General features: G+C 67.4%; 22 protein-coding genes and 1 tRNA gene. 14 read left to right on the top strand and 9 right to left on the bottom strand.

Annotated features, from left to right (window positions below; translation table 11 throughout):
- Nucleotides 1–6: 6 nt before the first annotated feature.
- From JIP62_RS11110 to JIP62_RS11090, 5 genes are read left to right on the top strand one after another with little or no spacing between them, the layout of a single operon-like run.
- Nucleotides 7–2,115, top strand: coding sequence for a 3-hydroxyacyl-CoA dehydrogenase NAD-binding domain-containing protein (locus JIP62_RS11110; protein ID WP_201102247.1), 2,109 nt, complete (start codon nucleotides 7–9; stop codon nucleotides 2,113–2,115).
- Between the two features lie 9 nt (nucleotides 2,116–2,124).
- Nucleotides 2,125–3,225 (top strand): acyl-CoA dehydrogenase family protein, encoded by a 1,101-nt coding sequence (locus JIP62_RS11105; protein WP_201102246.1) that lies wholly within the window; start codon nucleotides 2,125–2,127, stop codon nucleotides 3,223–3,225.
- Nucleotides 3,222–4,427: an acyl-CoA dehydrogenase family protein gene (locus tag JIP62_RS11100; protein ID WP_201102245.1), complete on the top strand. Its 1,206-nt coding sequence runs from the start codon at nucleotides 3,222–3,224 to the stop codon at nucleotides 4,425–4,427. The genes JIP62_RS11105 and JIP62_RS11100 overlap by 4 nt, the downstream gene beginning before the upstream one ends.
- Nucleotides 4,428–4,464: 37 nt before the next feature.
- Nucleotides 4,465–5,616 carry a CaiB/BaiF CoA transferase family protein gene (locus JIP62_RS11095; RefSeq protein WP_201102244.1) on the top strand — a complete coding sequence of 384 codons (1,152 nt, stop codon included), beginning with the start codon at nucleotides 4,465–4,467 and terminating at the stop codon, nucleotides 5,614–5,616.
- Nucleotides 5,613–5,969 carry a DUF2200 domain-containing protein gene (locus tag JIP62_RS11090; RefSeq protein WP_201102243.1) on the top strand — a complete coding sequence of 119 codons (357 nt, stop codon included), beginning with the start codon at nucleotides 5,613–5,615 and terminating at the stop codon, nucleotides 5,967–5,969. Before JIP62_RS11095 ends, JIP62_RS11090 begins: the two co-directional genes overlap by 4 nt.
- 5 nt (nucleotides 5,970–5,974) lie before the next feature.
- Here JIP62_RS11090 and JIP62_RS11085 read toward each other — a convergent pair whose 3' ends face one another.
- Both JIP62_RS11085 and JIP62_RS11080 read right to left on the bottom strand, forming a co-directional pair.
- Nucleotides 5,975–7,006 (bottom strand): SMP-30/gluconolactonase/LRE family protein, encoded by a 1,032-nt coding sequence (locus JIP62_RS11085; protein WP_201102242.1) that lies wholly within the window; start codon nucleotides 7,004–7,006, stop codon nucleotides 5,975–5,977.
- 35 nt (nucleotides 7,007–7,041) lie between these two features.
- Nucleotides 7,042–8,139: a Gfo/Idh/MocA family protein gene (locus JIP62_RS11080; RefSeq protein ID WP_201102241.1), complete on the bottom strand. Its 1,098-nt coding sequence runs from the start codon at nucleotides 8,137–8,139 to the stop codon at nucleotides 7,042–7,044.
- A gap of 154 nt (nucleotides 8,140–8,293) precedes the next feature.
- Between JIP62_RS11080 and JIP62_RS11075 the strand changes: the two genes are divergently transcribed.
- The 4 genes from JIP62_RS11075 (at nucleotide 8,294) to JIP62_RS11060 (ending at nucleotide 10,090) form a co-directional block, all read left to right on the top strand.
- Entirely contained in the window at nucleotides 8,294–8,692 is a 399-nt protein-coding gene (locus JIP62_RS11075) for a host attachment family protein (RefSeq protein WP_201102240.1), read from the top strand.
- A gap of 188 nt (nucleotides 8,693–8,880) precedes the next feature.
- Nucleotides 8,881–9,192 carry a PadR family transcriptional regulator gene (locus tag JIP62_RS11070; protein WP_201102239.1) on the top strand — a complete coding sequence of 104 codons (312 nt, stop codon included), beginning with the start codon at nucleotides 8,881–8,883 and terminating at the stop codon, nucleotides 9,190–9,192.
- Entirely contained in the window at nucleotides 9,189–9,728 is a 540-nt protein-coding gene (locus JIP62_RS11065) for a hypothetical protein (protein WP_201102238.1), read from the top strand. The genes JIP62_RS11070 and JIP62_RS11065 overlap by 4 nt, the downstream gene beginning before the upstream one ends.
- Entirely contained in the window at nucleotides 9,725–10,090 is a 366-nt protein-coding gene (locus tag JIP62_RS11060; RefSeq protein WP_201102237.1) for a hypothetical protein, read from the top strand. Before JIP62_RS11065 ends, JIP62_RS11060 begins: the two co-directional genes overlap by 4 nt.
- Nucleotides 10,091–10,648: 558 nt before the next feature.
- On the opposite strand, the gene JIP62_RS11055 is transcribed toward JIP62_RS11060, so the two are convergent.
- A tRNA-Arg gene (locus JIP62_RS11055) sits at nucleotides 10,649–10,725 on the bottom strand.
- Nucleotides 10,726–10,985: 260 nt separating this feature from the next.
- Here JIP62_RS11055 and JIP62_RS11050 point away from each other — a divergent pair.
- Nucleotides 10,986–11,915 carry a DMT family transporter gene (locus tag JIP62_RS11050; protein WP_201102236.1) on the top strand — a complete coding sequence of 310 codons (930 nt, stop codon included), beginning with the start codon at nucleotides 10,986–10,988 and terminating at the stop codon, nucleotides 11,913–11,915.
- Nucleotides 11,916–11,930: 15 nt separating this feature from the next.
- Here JIP62_RS11050 and JIP62_RS11045 read toward each other — a convergent pair whose 3' ends face one another.
- Nucleotides 11,931–12,134 carry a cold-shock protein gene (locus JIP62_RS11045; protein WP_201102235.1) on the bottom strand — a complete coding sequence of 68 codons (204 nt, stop codon included), beginning with the start codon at nucleotides 12,132–12,134 and terminating at the stop codon, nucleotides 11,931–11,933.
- Between the two features lie 209 nt (nucleotides 12,135–12,343).
- On the bottom strand, nucleotides 12,344–13,105 hold the full coding sequence (locus JIP62_RS11040) for an extensin-like domain-containing protein (protein WP_201102234.1): 762 nt from the start codon (nucleotides 13,103–13,105) through the stop codon (nucleotides 12,344–12,346).
- Between the two features lie 77 nt (nucleotides 13,106–13,182).
- On the opposite strand from JIP62_RS11040, the gene ppk2 reads away from it, so the two are divergent.
- Nucleotides 13,183–13,932, top strand: a complete 750-nt coding sequence (gene ppk2 / locus JIP62_RS11035) for a polyphosphate kinase 2 (RefSeq protein WP_201102233.1) — start codon at nucleotides 13,183–13,185, stop codon at nucleotides 13,930–13,932.
- Here ppk2 and gluQRS read toward each other — a convergent pair whose 3' ends face one another.
- Complete coding sequence (gene gluQRS, locus JIP62_RS11030; protein WP_201104721.1) at nucleotides 13,933–14,778, bottom strand: tRNA glutamyl-Q(34) synthetase GluQRS; 846 nt, start codon at nucleotides 14,776–14,778, stop codon at nucleotides 13,933–13,935.
- 75 nt (nucleotides 14,779–14,853) lie between these two features.
- On the opposite strand from gluQRS, the gene JIP62_RS11025 reads away from it, so the two are divergent.
- The 3 genes from JIP62_RS11025 to JIP62_RS11015 all read left to right on the top strand — a co-directional run bounded on the left by JIP62_RS11025 (nucleotide 14,854) and on the right by JIP62_RS11015 (nucleotide 16,897).
- On the top strand, nucleotides 14,854–15,555 hold the full coding sequence (locus JIP62_RS11025) for a DNA-3-methyladenine glycosylase family protein (protein ID WP_201102232.1): 702 nt from the start codon (nucleotides 14,854–14,856) through the stop codon (nucleotides 15,553–15,555).
- Nucleotides 15,552–16,202: a trimeric intracellular cation channel family protein gene (locus JIP62_RS11020; protein WP_201102231.1), complete on the top strand. Its 651-nt coding sequence runs from the start codon at nucleotides 15,552–15,554 to the stop codon at nucleotides 16,200–16,202. Before JIP62_RS11025 ends, JIP62_RS11020 begins: the two co-directional genes overlap by 4 nt.
- 134 nt (nucleotides 16,203–16,336) lie before the next feature.
- Nucleotides 16,337–16,897, top strand: coding sequence for an HNH endonuclease (locus tag JIP62_RS11015; RefSeq protein ID WP_201102230.1), 561 nt, complete (start codon nucleotides 16,337–16,339; stop codon nucleotides 16,895–16,897).
- Nucleotides 16,898–16,924: 27 nt separating this feature from the next.
- On the opposite strand, the gene JIP62_RS11010 is transcribed toward JIP62_RS11015, so the two are convergent.
- The 3 genes from JIP62_RS11010 to JIP62_RS11000 form a co-directional block, all read right to left on the bottom strand.
- Complete coding sequence (locus tag JIP62_RS11010; protein ID WP_201102229.1) at nucleotides 16,925–17,680, bottom strand: molybdopterin-dependent oxidoreductase; 756 nt, start codon at nucleotides 17,678–17,680, stop codon at nucleotides 16,925–16,927.
- On the bottom strand, nucleotides 17,677–18,468 hold the full coding sequence (locus JIP62_RS11005; RefSeq protein WP_201102228.1) for a cytochrome b/b6 domain-containing protein: 792 nt from the start codon (nucleotides 18,466–18,468) through the stop codon (nucleotides 17,677–17,679). The genes JIP62_RS11010 and JIP62_RS11005 overlap by 4 nt, the downstream gene beginning before the upstream one ends.
- 113 nt (nucleotides 18,469–18,581) lie before the next feature.
- Nucleotides 18,582–19,025, bottom strand: coding sequence for a cell wall hydrolase (locus JIP62_RS11000; RefSeq protein ID WP_201102227.1), 444 nt, complete (start codon nucleotides 19,023–19,025; stop codon nucleotides 18,582–18,584).
- Between the last annotated feature and the right edge of the window lie 9 nt (nucleotides 19,026–19,034).

The raw sequence follows: 19,034 nt of genomic DNA, 5'->3' as shown, positions 1-19,034 counted from the left end.
GCTTTTATGTCCACTGTCGACTATGCCGTCCAGAGTTCGGTCGCCGTCCTGACCGTGGCCTACCCCCCCGTCAATGCGCTCAGCCTGGCGGTCCGCGCCGGCCTGGGGGAGGGCGTGGCGCGAGCCATCGCCGACCCGGCGGTCAAGGCCATCGTCGTGATCGGCAGCGGCACCATCTTCATCGCCGGGGCGGACATCAGCGAGTTCGGCACACCCAACAGTGCCGCCGAGCCGCGGCTGCAGACTCTCCAGGCCCAGTTCGAAGCCAGCCCGAAGCCGATCGTCGCCGCCATCCACGGCACGGCCCTGGGCGGAGGACTGGAACTGGCCCTGACCTGCCATGCCCGCGTCGCCGTCCAGTCGGCCAAGGTCGGCCTGCCCGAGGTAAAACTGGGCCTGCTTCCGGGGGCCGGGGGTACGATCCGCCTGCCGCGCCTGACCGGCGTCGTGGTCGCGTTGGAGGCCATCACCACCGGTCGCCACATCGGCGCGGTGGAGGCGAACAAGCTGGGCATCGTGGATGCCATCGTCTTCGACCTTAAGGCCGACGCCATCGGCTATGCCCTGAAGCTGGCGGCCGAGGGCACCCCGCCGCCCGTCCGCGATCGCAACGACAAGATCACCGGCGTAGACCCAAAGGTCTTCGCCGACTTCCGCGCCAGGGCCGGCAAGAAATGGCGCGGCCAGATCGCTCCGGCCCGAATCGTCGACGTCATCGAGGCTGCTACCACCCGGAGCTTCGACGACGCCAAGGCCTTTGAGAACGAGCAGTTCAAGGCGCTGATGGAGAGCGATCAGCGCAAGGCCCTGATCCACTATTTCTTCGCCGAGCGGGAAGCCCGCAAGATTCCGGACGTCCCAGCCGACATCAAACCGCTGCCGATCCGCAAGGTGGTGGTGATCGGCTCTGGCCTGATGGGCGGCGGCATCGCCATGTCGTTCGCCAATGCCGGTATCCCGGTCAAGCTGCTGGACATCGACGCGGAGGCCCTGGCGCGCGGCATGGGCGTGATCCGCAAGACCTATGAAACCTCGCTTTCGCGCGGCTCGATTACCCAGGCGCAGCTTGACGAGCGGTTCGGGCGGATCGAGCCGGTCGGCGGCTATGACGACCTGGGCGACGTGGACATGGCCATCGAGGCGGTGTTCGAGGACATGGCCCTGAAGCAGAAGATCTTCGCCCTGCTGGACAAGGCAACCCCGCCCCATGCCATCCTGGGCACCAATACCTCGTCACTCGACATCGACCAGATCGCCTCCGCCACGACCCGGCCTGACAAGGTCATTGGGGCGCACTTCTTCAGCCCCGCCAATGTGATGAAGCTGCTGGAGGCGGTGCGCGGATCGAAAACCAGCGCCGAGACGATCGCCACCGTCATGGCCCTGGGCAAGCAGATCGGAAAGGCCCCGGTTCTGGCCGGCAACTGCGACGGCTTCATCGGCAACCGGATGCTGCAGTATTACACCGTCAACGCCGAATACATGCTGGAACGTGGCGCGACGCCGGAACAGATTGACCGCGTGGCCGAACAGTTCGGCATGGCCATGGGTCCCCTGGCCATGCGCGACTTGGCGGGCATGGCCCAGGCCGTCAATGTGCGCGCTGTTCGCAAACTGACCCTTCCGGCCGACGAGCGAATGCCCGAACTGGTCGAGCGCATGGTCGAGGCCGGGCGCATCGGACAGAAGTCCTCCGCCGGCTTCTACCGGTATGACGGTCGCGAGCGTCTCCCCGACCCCGCCGCCCTGGACCTGATCCGCGCTGAGGCACAGCGCCAGGGCATCGAACAGCGCAGCTTTACCGACGAGGAGATTCTGGCCCGACTGTTCCACCCCCTGGTCAACGAAGGGGCCAAGGAGCTGGAGGAAGGCATCGCCATCCGCGCGTCCGACATCGATGTGGCGTGGGTCAACGGCTATGGCTTCCCCGTGCACACCGGCGGGCCGATGTTCTGGGGAGAGCAGATCGGCCTGGACAAGGTGCTGGCCACCGCCCGCACCCTGGGGGCCGAGAACGGCCAGACGCGCTGGGGCCCGTCGCGCCTGCTGGAGCGGCTGGTCGCCGAGGGCAAGGGGTGGAAGGATGCCCCCGCCCTTATCGCTGCGGGCCTGTAGAGGACGCCCATGCCCTTCTTGCTGGACGACGACCATCGCCAGATCGTTCAGGAGGCCGAGCGCGTCCTGTCGGACGGCTGGTCGCCGGATGGGCTGCGCCATCTGCTGGAACGGGTCGGGGCTCATGACGACCGCTTCTGGACGACCTGCCGCGACATGGGTTGGACCGGCATCACCATATCCGAAGATCACGGCGGCCTGGGCCTGGGGCCGATCGCGCTATGTCTGACGGCAGAGGTCGTCGGGCGGTTCGTCGGCGGGGCTCCCTTCCTGTCCACCGGCTATGGGGTGAGCGAGGCTCTGCGCCGCTTTGGCAGCAATGATCAGCAGGGCCGGTATCTGGCCGGGCTGGCGAACGGCGAAAGGACCGGGGCAATAGACCTGACCTCCGCCCTGGATGGAGGCGAACGGCTGGCTTGGACGGACGGCAGGCTGTCCGGGGCCACCGGCCTGGTCGCCGCCGGGGCCTGGGCAGACCTGCTGGTCACCGTGGCGCGAGACACCGCGACCGGGGGGGATGTCCTGGTCCTGGTGGCTCTGGACGAGCAGGCACACCCCGAACCCGTTCAGACCTTCGACAACAGCCGCGGTTATGCGGTTCTGCACTTCAACAGTGCACCAGCAGAAGTTCTGGCGACCGAACACGCCGGGGATGCCGCGCTGGAACTGCTGGCCCGTGTCGCCGTCATAGTGGCGTTTGAACAGCTGGGCGGTGCCGAAGCCTGCATGGAGCGTGCGCGCAACTTCGCCAATGAGCGCCAGGCGTTCGGCCAGCCGATCGGCAAATTCCAGGCTATCAAGCACCGCATCGCCGAGATGTATGTTGCCAATGAACTGGCGCGCGGCAATGCCCTGCGGGCCGCCCTGTCACTGCGGGACGATGCCGGTGATCTGGTCCTGCGCGCTGGAGCCGCGCGCCTGACCGCCATAGACGCTTACGAGTTCGCCGCCACAGAGGCCATCCAGACCCATGGTGCCATTGGCATCACCTGGGAACATGACCTGCATCTGTTCTTCCGCCGCAGTCGCGCCCTGGCTCTGGAACTGGGCGGTCGCGGGCCATGGCAGGATGTGGTCGCACGCCGCGTCATCGCCGGAGTCGCCGCATGACCTCCTTGTCCCCCGAACTGGAGGCGTTCCGCGATCGTGTCGTCGCCTTCATGGACCCTCACGTCGCCGAGTACGGACAGGCCGCGCGCCTGGGTCTGTCGCTGGATGACGACATCGCCCTGGCCCGGCGGTGGCAAGCGACCAAGGCGGCCGCCGGCTATGCGGGCCTGACCTTCCCCACAGAGTACGGCGGCGCGGGTTTGACCCAGCTGGAACAGGTCATCTTCGTGGCCGAGGAGGCAGCGAGAGGCTTTCCGGCAGGCTATTTCGTCATCAGCCTGTCGATGCCGATCCCGATGATGCTGCGCTATGCGACGCCTGAGCAGAAGGCGCGCTTCGTGCCCCCGGCCCTGCGCGGCGAGCAGATCTGGTCCCAGCTTTTCTCCGAGCCCTCCACCGGCTCCGACCTGGCGGCTGTGCGGACCCGGGCCGTCCGCGACGGTGAGGACTGGATCATCAGTGGACAGAAGGTCTGGACCACCTTTGCCCAGTACTCCGACTATGGTGTCATCGTCGCACGCACCGATCCCGACGCGCCCAAGCACCGCGGCCTGACCTATTTCTTCGTTGATCTGAAGGCCCAAGGCGTGACGGTGCGTCCGATCCGCCAGCTGCATAGCGCTGCAGAGTTCAACGAGGTCTTCTTCGACGACGTTCGCGTTCCCGACGCCTGGCGCCTGGGCGGGGTGGGCGACGGGTTCCGGCTGGCGGTCGAGACCCTGATGATCGAGCGCTACACCGCCGCCGCCGACGAGACCGGCTTCGGGCCACCGCTGGATGCCCTGATCAGCCTGGCCCGCGAAGCGCAGCTAGACGGTCGCCCGGCCCTGGAAGATGGCCGCGTCCGGGCCGTGATCGCTCAGGCCTACGCCACCCAGCAGGGCCTTTTGGCGATCAGCGAGAAATCCATACTGGAACTGGCCGCCGGGCGAGAGCCGGGACCAGAGGGGTCGATCCACAAACTGGTCGGAGCACGAGGCCGACGCGAGGTGGCCCTGTGCGCGCTTGATCTTCTGGGCACGGATGGTCTGCGCTTCGATGCCGCCGCACACCCGCGGCCCAAGACCGATTTCGCCATGTCCTGGATGGACCAGCCCACCTTGCGGATCGCGGGCGGCACGGACGAAATGCTGCTGAACACCGTGGCCGAGCGCATCCTGGGCCTCCCACAGGACTATCGTCCCGACAAGCTGCCGCGCTGACCTGCCCCTTTCCGATCTTCTTCGCTAGAACGGTCGGATGACAGGCGCACTTTCCGGCATTCGCATTATCGAGATCGCGGGCCTGGGGCCCGGCCCCTTTGCCGGCATGATGCTGGCCGACCATGGGGCAGAGGTGATCTGCGTCGAGCGTCCGGGCGGCAACCCCCTGCAACCTGCCTCGGGCCGCCCGGCCGACATCCTGTCGCGGTCGCGCCGGTCCATCGCACTGGACCTGAAATCGCCCCAGGCCGCCGGCGTGATCAAGGCCCTGGTCAAGACGGCCGACGGCCTGATCGAGGGGTTCCGGCCGGGCGTGATGGAGCGTCTGGGTCTGGGGCCTGACGACCTTCTGGCCGTCAACCCGGCCCTGGCCTATGGCCGGATGACCGGTTGGGGCCAGACCGGTCCCTGGGCCCAGCGGGTCGGCCACGACATCAACTACATCGCCCTGTCCGGCGTGCTGCACGGCATCGGCGAGAAGGGCGGCCGCCCCATCGCACCGCAGAACCTGCTGGGCGATTTCGGCGGCGGCGGCATGATGCTGGCCTTCGGAATGCTGGCCGCCATCCTGTCGGCGCGCACCACGGGCCGGGGCCAGGTGGTGGATTGCGCCATGACCGACGGCTCGGCCCTGCTCAGTGCCATCACCTGGGGCTTCCGGGCCCAGGGGCTTTGGCGCGACAAACGGGGGGTCAATCTGCTGGATGGCGGGACCCATTTCTATGACACCTACCGGACCCGCTGCGGGGGTCATGTGGCGGTCGGTGCGATCGAGCCGGCCTTCTATGCGGCCCTGCGCCGCGTGGCGGGCCTGACCGATGACCCGGCCTTCGATGCCCAGATGTCGCCCGCCGACTGGCCCGTGCTGAAGGCCCGGCTGCAGGACGTCTTCCTGACCCGGACGCGCGACGAATGGGCCGAGGCGTTCGAGGCGGACGCCGCCTGCCTGACGCCGGTCCTGTCCATGCCGGAGGCGCGCGACCATCCGCACAATGCCGCCCGCCAGACCTTCGTCACCCTGGACGGCATCACACAGCCCGCGCCTGCACCGCGCCTGTCACAGACCCCGCCCGGCCCGCCGCGTGCCCCCCGCCCCATCGGGGCCGACACCGATGCCATCTTGGCCGAGGCCGGTTTCGACGCTGAGGCGATTGCGGCCCTGCGCCATGACGGCGTGGTGCACGGATGACGGAGGTCCCGCACCGCGTCTATCGGATGAGCGTCGCCAGCGTGCATGTTCACTATGTCGCCAAGGCCGAGCGGAAGGGGCGCAGCCGTGAAGAGGTCGATCAGATCATCACCTGGCTGACCGGCTACACCCAAGTCCAGTTGGACACCCATCTGGCGGACAAGACCGATTTCGAGACCTTCTTCGCCCAGGCTCCCCGGCTGAACCCGGCCCGGACCACGATCACCGGCCTGATCTGCGGTGTCCGCGTCGAGACCATCGAAGATCCGCTGATGCGGGAAATCCGCTATCTGGACAAGATGATCGACGAACTGGCCAAGGGCCGTTCGATGCAGAAGATTCTGCGCGAATAGCCGCCTCAGCCGCGCGTCAGCGTTCGGATCCGCAGCAGGTTCGCCCCAGCCGTGATGAACAGGGTCCGCCCATCCTCGCCGAAGGTGCAGTTGGCGGCCGGGCCATCGGTGCGGATCAGCCCCAGGGCCTGACCATCCGCGGCCAGCACATGGACACCCCCCGGCCCGGTGCAGAACAGCCGCCCCGCCTCGTCCACGACCAGGCCGTCGGGCAGACCCGGGTTGTCGGCCCCGACCATGGCGGTGAAATCTCTCAGCACCCGCCCGTCGGTGACCCCTCCCCGCGCGTCCAGCCCATAGGCCATCACCACCGCATGGGCCGGGTCCGACACGGCGACGTAAAGGGTGCGCCGATCCGGCGACAGGCCGATCCCGTTCGGAAAGGTCAGGTCACGGACCAGCAGCGAAACCGCCCCGTCCGCATCCAGCCGATAGACGCCATTGTGCCCCTGTTCCTTCAGCGGCGACTGGTCCATCCCCGCCAGACCATAGGGCGGGTCGGTGAAGAAGATCGCCCCCCCGGCCCCCTGGACCAGATCGTTCGGCGAGCTGAACCGCCGCCCGCCGAACTGCGTGGCCAGCAGGGTCTTGGCCTGGGTCGCCAGGTCCAGCCGGGCGACGGCGCGGTTGCCGTGATCCGCCATCAGGATGGAGCCCTTCGGCCCCACGATCAGCCCGTTCGACCCGGCCTCGCGAAAGGCGTCGGTTGCCGGGCCGTCATAGCCGGACGGCTCCATGAACACCGACAGACCGTCCGCCTCTGACCAGCGGTGGATCCGGTTGTTGGGCACGTCGCTGAACAGCAGATAGCCGCCCTCAGCGATCCAGACCGGCCCCTCCGACCAGGTGAAGCCCTCGGCCAGCACCTGGATCACGGCATCCGGCGCCACGATACCGTCCATGGCCGGCGACAGCCGCTCGACCCGGCCCAGGGTCCGAAAGCGGGGATCGGGCACCGCCCCCACGGGTCGCCCGGCACAGGCTGCGGCGGCGGCAGCCAGGCCACCGGCCAGGGCGAGACGGCGTGAGGGACGCATGGGGAACTCCGGGACAGGAAACAGAAAGGGACGGCCTACAGCGCGACCGACCGGCCTTCGCGCGCGGCGCGATAGATGGCCTCGATGATCCGCATGTCGCGCAGGCCTTCCTCGCCCGGAACCAGCGGCTCGGCCCCGGTCATGACGCAGATCGACAGATGGTCCAGCTGGGCCGAGAACTGGTTCTGGCCCGTCGGCACCGCATGGGGCCGGGTCTGCCAGTCGCGGTGCAGGCGCAGGGTGTTGTCGCCATAGGCGGTGCCCGGCTCGGCCTCGATCCACCCCTTGGTCCCCGTCACCCGATAGCGGTTGTGGTGCGAGCCATAGGTCGAGACGCAGTTGGCCACGGCGCCGGACGGGAACCTCAGCTGGAAATTGATCGTGTCCTCGACCTCGGCAAACCGGGGGTCGCTGCGATCGGTCGATTCCATCGCGCTGACCTCGACCGGCTCTTCCCCCGTCAGATAGCGCGCGGCCTGAAGACTGTAGATGCCGATGTCCATCAGCGACCCGCCCCCTGCCAGCGCCCGGTTCAGCCGCCACTGGTTCGGGCTGATGGGAAAGCCGTGGTCGGCGGTCACGATGCGCGGCGCACCGATCTCGCCCTCGCGCACGACCCGGATCGCCTCCTTGTTGCCTGCCTCGAACCGGCAGCGATAGCCGATCATCAGCTTGCGGTCGGCGTCGCGGCACGCCCGGATCATGTCCTCGGCCTCCGCCGCCGTATTGGCCATCGGCTTTTCGCACATCACATGCTTGCCCGCCGCCGCCGCCCGCAGGGTGTATTCGTGGTGCAGGCCGTTGGGCAGGATGACATAGACGATGTCGACATCCGGATTGTCCCGGATGGTGTCGAAATTCGCATAGTCATACAGGCCATGGTCCGGCACGCCGTATTGCGCGCCATAGCGGCGGGCCTTTTCCGGCGATCCGCTGACCAGGGCCGTGACGCGCGAATGACGGCATTCGGCAAACCGCGGCAGGATGACATCCGCATACTGACCCAGGCCGACGATGGCATAGCCCAGTTTGCGCTCCGGCCGCTCCTGGCTCCAGGCCGAGGTGGACAGGGGTGCCAGCCCGGCTGCCGCCCCCAGGGCCATCACCGATCGGCGGCTGTGTCGAAGGGTCATGGACGTGCGCTCCGGTCGCCCTGCGCCGGGCCGGTGAGATGAGCCCCTAGGCAAGCCGCGTTTGACCACCGCTGTCAACGCAGATCGCCCGATCCGGCAACCGACACCGCCGCAGGGTCGTTGATGAAGACCCTCAACAAATCGGAGCCGCCCCATGATCCTGTCCAAAGGCACCCTCGTGGCCGTCGTCGACGGCGAGAAGCTCGCCCTGTTCGAACAGACCGGCCAGCAGGACATCGCCCTGACCGCCCGCCCCACCCCGGCGATCGAGGAGCGCGCCTCGGGGGCCGCCGGCCGCATCTCCAGCGAGGCCAACCCCGACAACGACACCCAGGCCGAGGACGGCTTTGCGATGGGCGTGGCCGATGTGTTGAACAAGATGGTCCTGACCAATCAGGTCCAGCACCTGCTGGTCATCGCCGCGCCCAAGACCCTGGGTCAGCTGCGCAAGGGCTGGCACAAGGAAACGCAAGGCCGCCTGGTCGGCGAAATCGCCAAGGACCTGACCGGCCACTCCACCGACCAGATCGCCGCCGCCATCGACAAGGCCTGACGGCGGGCTCGCACCGAGTCTCGCATTTCTCCCCGGGTGAGGCCTTGCGCCGACCCGGGGTTCAGGCCGGTGCCAGTTTGGCCCTCGGGCGAGGGGAAGCGCGTCCGCTGATCGCCTTCGTGCGGGGGACGGAAACAGCCCAGAAGACAGCGCTTGACTCATAACTCGACATATGGCGAGTTAAGGGAATGACACGTCCTGCAAACGCCTCCAGCCAGACCCGCACCCTGCTCGCCCAGTTCGCCGATCAGCCTCAGGCGTGGCAATATGGCTATGAGTTGAGCAAACTGACCGGGCTTGGGTCCGGCACCCTGTACCCGACCCTCGCGCGCCTCACTGAACAGGGCCTTCTGGAGTCGGAGTGGAAGCCGTCGTTGCAGCCGGGGCGCCCCCCCAGGCATGCCTATCGACTGACCAGCGCAGGGCTCGAGTTCGCCCGCGCGCAGTCTGCCAAAGCGGCCAAACCGTCCAAATCGCGTTCCAGAGAGGCCATGGCATGACCAGGTTCACCGCACTGCTGTTCAACTTCGCCGTCAGGGTCGGTCCTGCCGACCGTGAGGTCTGGTTCAGAGCGATGGAAACGGAGTTCCAGTTCATTCCAGCGGCCCAGCGGCTTCGCTTCGCAACCGGGTGTCTCGCGGCGGCGGTGGTCTGGCGCATCTGGACGCCGGATGGAGTACGCCAGATTACGCAAGGCGGGCTTGTCGCCGCCTGCGCGTCGCTTGCAGGGCTGATCACGATCCACGCTCATCTCGGGACATTCGGGCCGCTTGATCCGATGATGACCGTGCTCGGCTTCACCTATGCGGTGGGAGCCGCCGCTACGGCTCGCTGGGGTCTTCGAGGCATGTCCGCGTTTGCCCTGGGCGGAATCGCGCTGAACACCGCGTTTGTGAGCGCATGGGCTGGAGGGCTCGCCGAGCCACCGGGGTTTGTCCGCGCCTTGTCTATAGAGGCCTATCTGATCCTGGCGACATTCCTCGGGATCGCAGCCCTCGCTCATTCCCTGGCCCGTCGCCTCGAGCGCGCCGCATGACCCGGAAAGCTATTTGGCTGCTGGCTTCACTGGGCCTGCTCCTGGGCGTTTTGCATCTCGGCTTGACGCTTCCAATGTACCGACAGCTTTCGCTTGAGGCGTTGTGGTTTGCCGGCAGCGGCCTTGCCGTCGTCTGCTGTGCGCTCATGAACATTGCTGCGCTGCGCAATCGCACGCCGTCGAGCCGTTGGGCAGTGGTGATCGCGAACCTGCTCATCGCATCATTCTTCGCCGCAGCCTGGCCGCTCCTGCCAAGCCCCCAGGTCGCGGTGGGCTTCATCATCTTTATCGTCCTGGCCGCCTATTTCGGTCCGATAACCCTGTGGCAAGAGAGAGCCGTCCGGCGCACGCTCAAGTCCTGAGGCGCAACCCGACGGATCTGTTTCGACCCATTGCTGACTTGGGGTGTCATTTCTCCCCTCGAGGGTCGGGCCAGAGGATTAGAGGTCGTCAAAACCGCCAGGCTGCCTGTCCTCCCATCGAAGAAGAAACGCGTTGGCGACCACGGACAGCACGCCCAACAACAGTCCGATCCAGATTGGAAGGCCCAGCAACCATAAAATGCCACCGACCCCAAAAAGAGCCCTAGTTGGACGGCGACAACTCCGCTCCCGACCGTTGAGAGCGCTAGCGAACGGCCGACCTTGCGTCGAGTAGGACTTTATTCCTTTTCCGCCCTTGATCCCTCTCCCTTCCTGCCCATGTCCGGCGTTGCGCTCGCGAGGGTGCCCGGTCTTTGACAGCAGCAGCGCGGAATCTCCCGTCGGGGCGGGGATGTCCGATCATCCAGGACGGCATCCGGGCCTGCAGGGCGCAGATCGCGTCGCCGACCATGTGGACTGAGTGGACTGAGTGGACTGGTTTTTCTTCGCGCGCTCGCCACTCGCCGACGGCACCACAGGAGCGAAAATGAAGGAGGGTGGCGACCCCGGCAGGACTCCAACCTGCGACCTCGGCTTTAGGAAAGCCTTGCTCTATGCGGCTGAGCTACGGGGCCACGTGCGCCTGACCTAGCGTCTGATGGGCAGGAGGGGAAGAAGCGGCGGCGAATTCCGGCCCGGCCTGTCCGCAGACACGCGACCGTCTAGGCGGCGAAGGCCCTGTGCATACAACATCTTGTAGGGAACAAAGCCTGAATCGGACCAGGTCAGCGATTCGGTCCTGATTCGTTTCGCGCCTGTTCCGTGGCCCGGTCACTCCTTGTTAATCCGGCCGACAGGGCTTGCGCCGCGCGGCCGGGGCTGTAGGCGAAGGGCCATGTCGTCCGCACCCGTTTCGTCCCTTTCGCCGCGCGCCATGGCGCTGATCGTCCTGATCGGGGCGGCCTGCGTCCTGGGGCTGGCGCCGATCCTGGTGCGGCTGACCGAGACGGGACCGGCGGCGGCAGGGTTCTGGCGCTTCGCCTTCGCTGTGCCGTTGCTGCTTCTGGTCACGGCCCGGCCGGGGGCGGAGGGGACGGGACGGCCCGGACGCTGGGCGGCGCTGGCGGGCCTGTTCTTCGTGCTGGACCTGTCGTTCTGGCACTATGGGATCGTGATGACCTCGGTCGCCAATGCGACGGTCCTGTGCAACCTGACCCCGGTGGTGGTGACCCTGTTCGCCTGGCTGGCGTTCCGGGATCGGCCCGGCCGACTGTTCCTGCTGTCCCTGGCCCTGGCCCTGGGCGGCGCCTTTGCCATGGCCGCCGGGGCCGATGGCGGTCAGGGCACCAATCCTCTGTTGGGCGACCTGTTCTCCCTGTCGGTAGCGGTCTGGTACAGCGGCTATTTCCTGGCCGTGAAGGCCGCCCGCCGGACCATGAGCGCCAGCCGCGTCATGCTGTGGTCCACCGGCATCGGCACGCCCCTGCTGCTGATGGTGGCCCTGGTTCTGGGAGAGAACATCCTGCCCGCCGGGCCGGGCGGCTGGATGGCCTGCATCGCCCTGGGAGTCATGCATGTGGTGGGTCAGGGCGGCGTGGCCTGGGCCCTGGGGCGGCTGCCTGCCGGGATCACCGCCGTGACCATCCTGATCCAGCCGGTCGTGGCCGCAGGGCTGAGCTGGCTGGTGTTCGCCGAGACGATGACCCCGATCCAGATGCTGGGCGGGGCCGTCGTCCTGGCCGCCGTGGTCCTGGCCCAGTGGTCGACCCGCCCCGGCAGCAAAACGGGCGCGGAACCGGCTGGTCCCGCGCCCGTCAGCCTCTGAACCGGAAAGTCCGGATCAGAGCAGTTTCAGATCGACCGCCGCCGTCTTGCCGCGCTGGGATTCCAGCTCGTACTCGACCTTGGCGTTCTCATCGAGGCCGGTAAGCCCCGCCTTTTGAACGGCGGTGATGTGCACGAACACATCATTGCCGCCGCCGTCGGGCTGGATGAATCCAAAGCCCTTGGTGGTGTTGAACCACTTGACCGTGCCGGTCGCCATCTTGCGCTCTCCGTCAACGCGCTTTTCCAGGCAGACGCCCGCCAGCGGACGCCCGTCAGTCCATCTGGACAGCTCGTTCAGGCGAAGGAGCGAAACGCGGGTGTGGACCCCACGCGAAATCCGGACTGCGGTGATGTTGTCTTATGGGAAAACGGGTCGGTCAACCCGAAAGCGATTCGCCCAAGGCGCGAAGACGGTTACCGCCTGCGTCAGGCGCACAGGCCCCTTGAGGCTCCGTCCAGGTGCAGGTGATCGCGGTGCGCTTCGTTATACTCGGGGGTCAGGACCGTGGCGAAGACCCGGCACGCCCCGTCCCGCAAACGCCGCAGGAAGCGCGATCCGTCCGTGCCCGTCGCCCCCTCTCCGGACCAGTCGTCCAGCACGCTGACCACCCGCCCGTCCTTCAGCCGGACACCCGACACGTCCAGGGCATTGGCGCGGGCATGCTCGCTGGGCCGGGCAGACTCATCGGTCTGGCCATAGATGCGGCGGCAGGAATAGGTGCCGAAATTCTGGACCTGGGCGGCGTCGGAGCCGAACACCTCGCGGGCGGCGGGCTGCAGCACCTGACGGTCCCAGATCACATAGCGAACGGCCAGCGGGCACTGCATCGTCAGCCCGCCGGGCGACAGAGGCGTAATGTCGCCGCCGGTGATCCGCACGGCGCCCCGCACCTGGCAGAAGCCGCCGTCGTCGACGTCGGGCGCGCGCTCGACGGTCACCCCGGCCTCGCGCAAGACCTGGATACAGGCGTCGGTCGCCGCCTCGATCTGTTCAGCGGCGGCGGCAGGCGGCAGTTCAAAGTCGGCTACCTTGGCCGCCGTCGCCTGGCCGATCGGCCGGTTCAGATCCAGCGGCTTCCAGGGCAGGTCCTGATGCGGGGCAAAGGCGTTCAGCAGAGCGAAGGCCGCGCAGGCGCACAGCGCGACCTCCCAAACCAGATTCCAGAAGTCCGCCAAGTCCCGCTTCATCGATCGCTCATAACCGGAAATGCTTCATCGGGCGACCGTCTCTTGCCGTGGCCGAGCCGGGCGCCCACAGTGAACCCATGGGCAAGAAAAAAGACGACTACGACCGCACGCTGGAGAACCTTCAGATTCAGTGGGTCGAGGCCCAGGCCTGGGCCATCGAGCAGGGGGTTCGCACCCTGATCGTGTTCGAGGGCCGCGACAGCGCCGGCAAGGACGGGGCGATCAAGCGGCTGACGGAATATATGTCTCCGCGCCAGACCCGCGTCGTGGCCCTGCCCAAACCGAACGAGCGCGAGACCAGCCAGTGGTATTTCCAGCGCTATGTCCCCCACCTGCCGGCGGCGGGCGAGACGGTCATTCTGAACCGGTCCTGGTACAATCGCGGCGGGGTCGAGCCGGTCATGGGCTTTTGCACCCCCGCCCAGCATGAGGCCTTCCTGAGGGAGGCCCCGCTGTTCGAGCGGATGCTGACCGACGACGGCATCATCCTGATCAAATTCTGGCTGGACATCAGCCGCGAGGAACAGGCCAAACGCCTGGCCGAGCGGGTTGCCGATCCGCTGAAGCGCTTCAAGGTTTCGCCCCTGGATGCCGAGGCCCAGGCGCGCTGGGACGCCTATTCCCAGGCCAGGGACCAGATGCTGGCGGCCACCCATGCCCGGCGCGCGCCCTGGACCATCGTCGCCACCGACGACAAGAAACTGGCGCGGCTGAACGTCATCCGGCACGTCCTGACCCGGCTGGACTGCCCCGGCCAGGTCCACCACCGTCCCGACAAGGCGATCGTCTTTCCGGCCGATCAGGCCGCTGGGCGTCTGGCACCCTGATCAAAACCCCAGCTCGGCCCGCAGGTCCGCCGCGCTGACGCCCGAGGCGCGGATATCGCCCAGGGTCGCCGAGCGGTCCCGCTTGGCCAGACGGCGCCCGTCAGCGCCCAGGATCAGCGGATGATGGCGATAGACGGGCGTGGGCAGGCCCAGCAGGGCCTGAAGCACCCGCTGGACCGAGGTCACCTCGACCAAATCCTCGCCCCGGATCACATGGGTGACCCCTTGGGCCGCGTCGTCGATGACGGCGGCCAGCACATAGCCCGCCCCGATGTCCTTGCGGCCCAGAACCATGTCGCCCAGCCGCTCGGGTCGGGCCGTGTGGATGCCGGGTCGATGCGCTTCCTCCACCCAGGTCAGGGCGTCGAAACCGTCCAGAACCTCGCGCGCGCGATCCAGCGACAGCCGCCAGGCAAAGGCCTCGCCCCGCGCCAGTCGCTCGGCTTCCTCGGCCGGATCGTGCGGCCCATGGGCAAAGGCCTGGGGGTCGGCGGGATCGTCGCCGTGCGGGGCCACGCCCGCCGTGGCCATCAGTTCCTTGCGCGTCCGAAAGCATCGATACAGCAGACCTCGATCGCGCAGGCCCTCCAGCGCCGCCTCATACTCGCCCCGGTGCTCGGACTGGCGGCGGACGGGGCTTTCCCAGTCCAGACCCAGCCACCTCAGGTCATCCAGGATGGCCGCCTCATGCTCGGGCCGACAGCGGGTGAAATCGGTGTCCTCGATCCGCAGCAGGAACCGCCCGCCCGACGCCTGCGCCGCCGTCCACGCCGTCAGGGCGGAAAAGGCATGGCCCTTGTGCAGGCCGCCGGTCGGCGAGGGAGCGAAACGGGTGATCATCGAGATGCAAACTAGCGGGAAGCGGACGTCGCCGTCAGCGTCTCTTTGCGTGAAGCGGTCCTCGCTCTAGGGTCGCGCGTCATGGCCCTTGCCCCCTCTCCTGCCGACATCGCTGCCGCACGGGCTGCCCTGGCCGTTGCCGACCCGGCCCTGGCGCGCGTCCACGCTCAGATGCCGCCTTTCGAATGGCGGCTGCGGCCCGGCGGGTTCGAGGGCCTGTTCCGCATGATCGTGGAGCAACAGGTCTCGGTCGCGGCTGCTGCCTCCATCTGGGCACGGGTCGTGGCCGGGCTGGGCGAAGTAACGCCGCAGGCCGTGCTGGCCCTGGATATCGAGACCCTGCGCGGCTTTGGCCTGTCAGGGCAAAAGGCCCGCTATGGCCATGAGATCGCCCGCGCCCAGACCGACGGCCTGATCGACTTCGACCATCTGGAGCGGCTGTCGGACGAGGAGGCCATTGCGCGCCTGACGGCCATAAAGGGGGTCGGAAAATGGACGGCCGAGACCTTTTTGATGTTCTGCGAAGGGCGGCTGGACGTGTTTCCTGGCGGCGACGTCGCCCTGCAGGAGGCGATGCGCTGGGCCGACGGCGCAGACGTCCGGCCCAGTGAGAAGGCCGCCTATGCCCGGGCCGAGATCTGGCGCCCGCACCGGGGCGTGGCGGCCCATCTGCTGTGGGGCTGGTATGGGGCGGTCAAACGCGGCGAGGTCATGATTGAACCCGTTCCGACCGCTAAAACCGCCCCGTCCCGCGGGCGAGCCGCCAAGGGCAAGAAGCCATGACGATCCTGGTCGATCCGGCCCTGACGGACCCCGAGACGGTGCTGGGAGCCCTGGATTTCGCAGGGGTGGCCGTCTTCGCCGCCACCGGGGCCCTGGCTGCCGCGCGGCAGAAGCACGACCTTGTCACCTTCGCCTTCTTTGGAGCCATCACTGGCGTCGGGGGCGGCACCTTGCGCGATGTGCTGATCGGCGCGCCGGTCTTCTGGGTCCAGGACTGGCGCTATATCGCGGTCTGCCTGATGGCCTCGCTGGCGGTCTGGCTGGTCGGGGCTCGCGACTGGCGGTTCCGGGCCCTGCTGTGGCTGGATGCGATCGGCCTGGCCGCCTATGGCGTCATGGGCGCGGCCAAGGCCGAGGCCGTGGGCGTCGCCCCCCTGATCTGCATCGTCATGGGGGCCCTGACGGCCTGTTTCGGCGGCATCGTCCGCGATCTGCTGGCCGGTCAACCCTCCATCCTGCTGCGACGAGAGATCACCGTCTCGGCCGCCCTGCTGGCCGCGACCCTGTTCGTGGTGGGGCGGTTCCTGGGTCTGGATGCCTGGCCGGCGGCATTGTTGGCGGCACCTTGCGGTTTCGCCCTGCGCGCCGGGGCCCTGGTCTGGGGCTGGAGCCTGCCCGCCTTTCCGGGCACGCCCGCCCGAGGATGAGGCCGTCACGAAACCGCGATCTTCAAGTCATGGCGGCGTAGTCGAATCAGGGATAGGGTCAAGGTCAGCCAAGGAAGGAGACCTGTCTTCAGTCCTGTCGCGTCGATCATCCCTTACCGGACCAGGAGGCCCTGATGCAGGCCCTTCACCGTCCGCCGTCCGGCTGGCCCGCCCTGGTGCTGAACGCCGACTTCCGACCGCTGTCCTATTACCCGCTGTCGATCTGGCCATGGGAAGACGTGGTCAAGGCGGTCTATCAGGATCGCGTCGATGTCATCTCGACCTATGACAAGGTCGTCCGCAGCCCTTCCATGGAAATCGTCCTGCCCAGCGTGATTGCGCTGAAGTCCTATGTGGACCAGGACCGCCAGCCGGCCTTTACCCGCTTCAACGTCTTTCTGCGCGACGGCTTCACCTGTCAGTATTGCGGGGCCTCGGCCGAGCTGACCTTCGACCACGTCGTGCCGCGATCGCGCGGGGGCCGCACGACCTGGGAAAACATCGTTGCGGCCTGTTCGCCCTGCAATCTGCGAAAAGGCGGCCGGACCCCTGACCAGGCCGGGATGCCCATACGCCGCGCACCGCATCGGCCCAGCGCATGGCAACTTCAGGAGTTCGGTCGCAAATTCCCGCCGCACTACCTGCACCAGAGCTGGCTGGACTATCTGTACTGGGACATCGAGCTGGAGCCCTGACGGCCCGGCATCCGCAAGGCCGGTCAGTCAGATGCCCGCGTACCACTCATAGCCGCGATCGGGCCAATAGCCGCCTTTACCGCCCGCGATGTGATCGAAGCTTTCGACCGCCTCGATCCGGCGAATATATTTGGCGTGTTTGTAGCCCAGCTGCCGCTCTACCCGCAGTCTGAGCGGCGCACCGTGCGGGACGGGCAGGGTCTCGCCGTTCATGTCATAGGCCAGGATGGTCTGGGGGTGATAGGCGTCGATCAGGTCGATGCTCTCGTAGTAGCGCGGCCCCGTCTCGGTCTGGGTCAGGGCATCGAAGCAATAGAAGACGATGTATTTCGCCTCGGGCTTCAGCCCAGCTTCGTCCAGCAGATCGGCCAGTTTGGCCCCGCTCCACTGGCCGATGGAGGTCCAGCCCTCGACGCAGTCGTGCTTGGTGATCTGGGTCCGCGACGGCCGGGCGCGCAGTTCGGCCAGCGACAGGCTGAGCGGCCGCTCGACCAGTCCGCCGATCTCCAGGCGATAGTCGGCGAACCCTGCATCCCTCAGCGCGACATAGTCGGCCGCCGCCGGATTGATCGACCCGTTGGCCCGGAAATCGTCGGAGATTTCGCTGATGTCGTATTCGGGGGCCAGGGCCTCGCGCGGGATGATCAGGCGCTGCGCCCGCCGGGTCAATTCCTCGGCGCTGACCAGCAGACGCTGACCCGCCTGCTCCGCCCGCTGGCAAGCCGCCAAGGTCAGAACGCCGGCCGTGGCCAGGGCCCGGCTCAGCCAGTCACGGCGGTTCATGACGCCCCTCCCTCGTCCTTGCGTGTGCTGGGCTCGATCACGAACCAGCCGGTGATCATTGCCCGCATGTTGTTGTAGAGGCCGGTCCAGATCACCAGGCCGACGTGAATGACGATGAAGCCCACGATCAGGGCGGCCGAGATGAAGTGCAGCGTCCGCGCCGACTGTCGTCCCCCCATCAGGTCCAGAAGGATGCCGCCAATGGCGTTGAAGCCCGGCGACATCGACAGGCCGGTGATCAGCATCATCGGCAGCACGACCAGGATCATGGTCACATAGGTCAGCTTCTGGATGACGTTATAGGTCCTGGCCTCGTCATCCTTGGGGAAGTGGAAGCGGGCGTGTTCCTTCACCGAGGGCCAGAAGCCCTTCAGGTCCGCCCCGGTCGGCCACAGCCGCCTGCCGAACCGGCGCGTGACGAAGCCATAGGCCAGATAGATCAGGCCGTTGATGACGAAGACCCAGGCAAAGAAGAAATGCCAGTGCCGGGCCTCGGCCAGGTTCCGTCCCTGCGGCAGCATCACCCAGTTCGGGATGGTGCCGAACGCGACCCAGGGATCGTCGAAGGTGGACCGCAGGCCCCAGTAAAGCTGCGGGTGGGCGGCCAGGATGTTCAGCCCGCTCATGATCAGCACGACCACGGCAATGACGTTCAGCCAATGGCTGATCCGTACCAGGGGCGGGTGGCGATAGGTGTCGGTGCGTCCGCCCGGCAGGGGGCGATCGGCGTGTCTGACGGGCGACCTGCCCGGTGTCACTGGGCTGGCTTCGGCGGCGAACTCGGTCATGGCCCCTCCCGATGGCGCGACGGCCGGACCGGACGGTGTCATGCCGTGCCCGCCCATTCAACGTCTCATGACGTCCAGTTCGCCACGGCGCGTCGAAAGGTTACGCTTCGCGGTCAGTCAGGCACGACACAGATCGCAGCATTGTGGCGGGCGCGGCAGTCGGCCAGCCAGGCGGCGCGGTCGGCCTCCCAGGCCCTGCGGGCGGCATCGGCGGCTCTGACGGCCGCCTCATGGTTGGCGCGGGCGGTTTCGGCGGCGGCGACGTCCCGGCGATAGGCCTCGTCGGCCAGGGCCGAGGCTTCCAGCGCGGCGGCATAGGCGGCGTTGTCGGCCGCCTCACGCTCTTCGGCCGCAAGGTTGCGGGCGGCGATCTCGGCGTTTAACTGGCGGGTGCGCTCCAGCTCGGCCGGATCCTGTTCGGAATCCTCGGCGCGGGAATAAGCCTCGCCGCGGGCCTGCATACGGGCATCCGCCTCGGGATCGGGGACCGACTGAGCCGCAGCGGGAAGCGCTGACAGAGCCAGGACTGCACAGGCGACGGACAGGATCATCTTCATCGGAGGTCT

Origin of the sequence: Brevundimonas vitisensis (genome assembly GCF_016656965.1) — a bacterium.
In the GTDB taxonomy this organism is placed as follows: Bacteria; Pseudomonadota; Alphaproteobacteria; order Caulobacterales; family Caulobacteraceae; genus Brevundimonas; species Brevundimonas vitisensis.
This window is presented reverse-complemented; position numbering and strand designations above follow the sequence as displayed.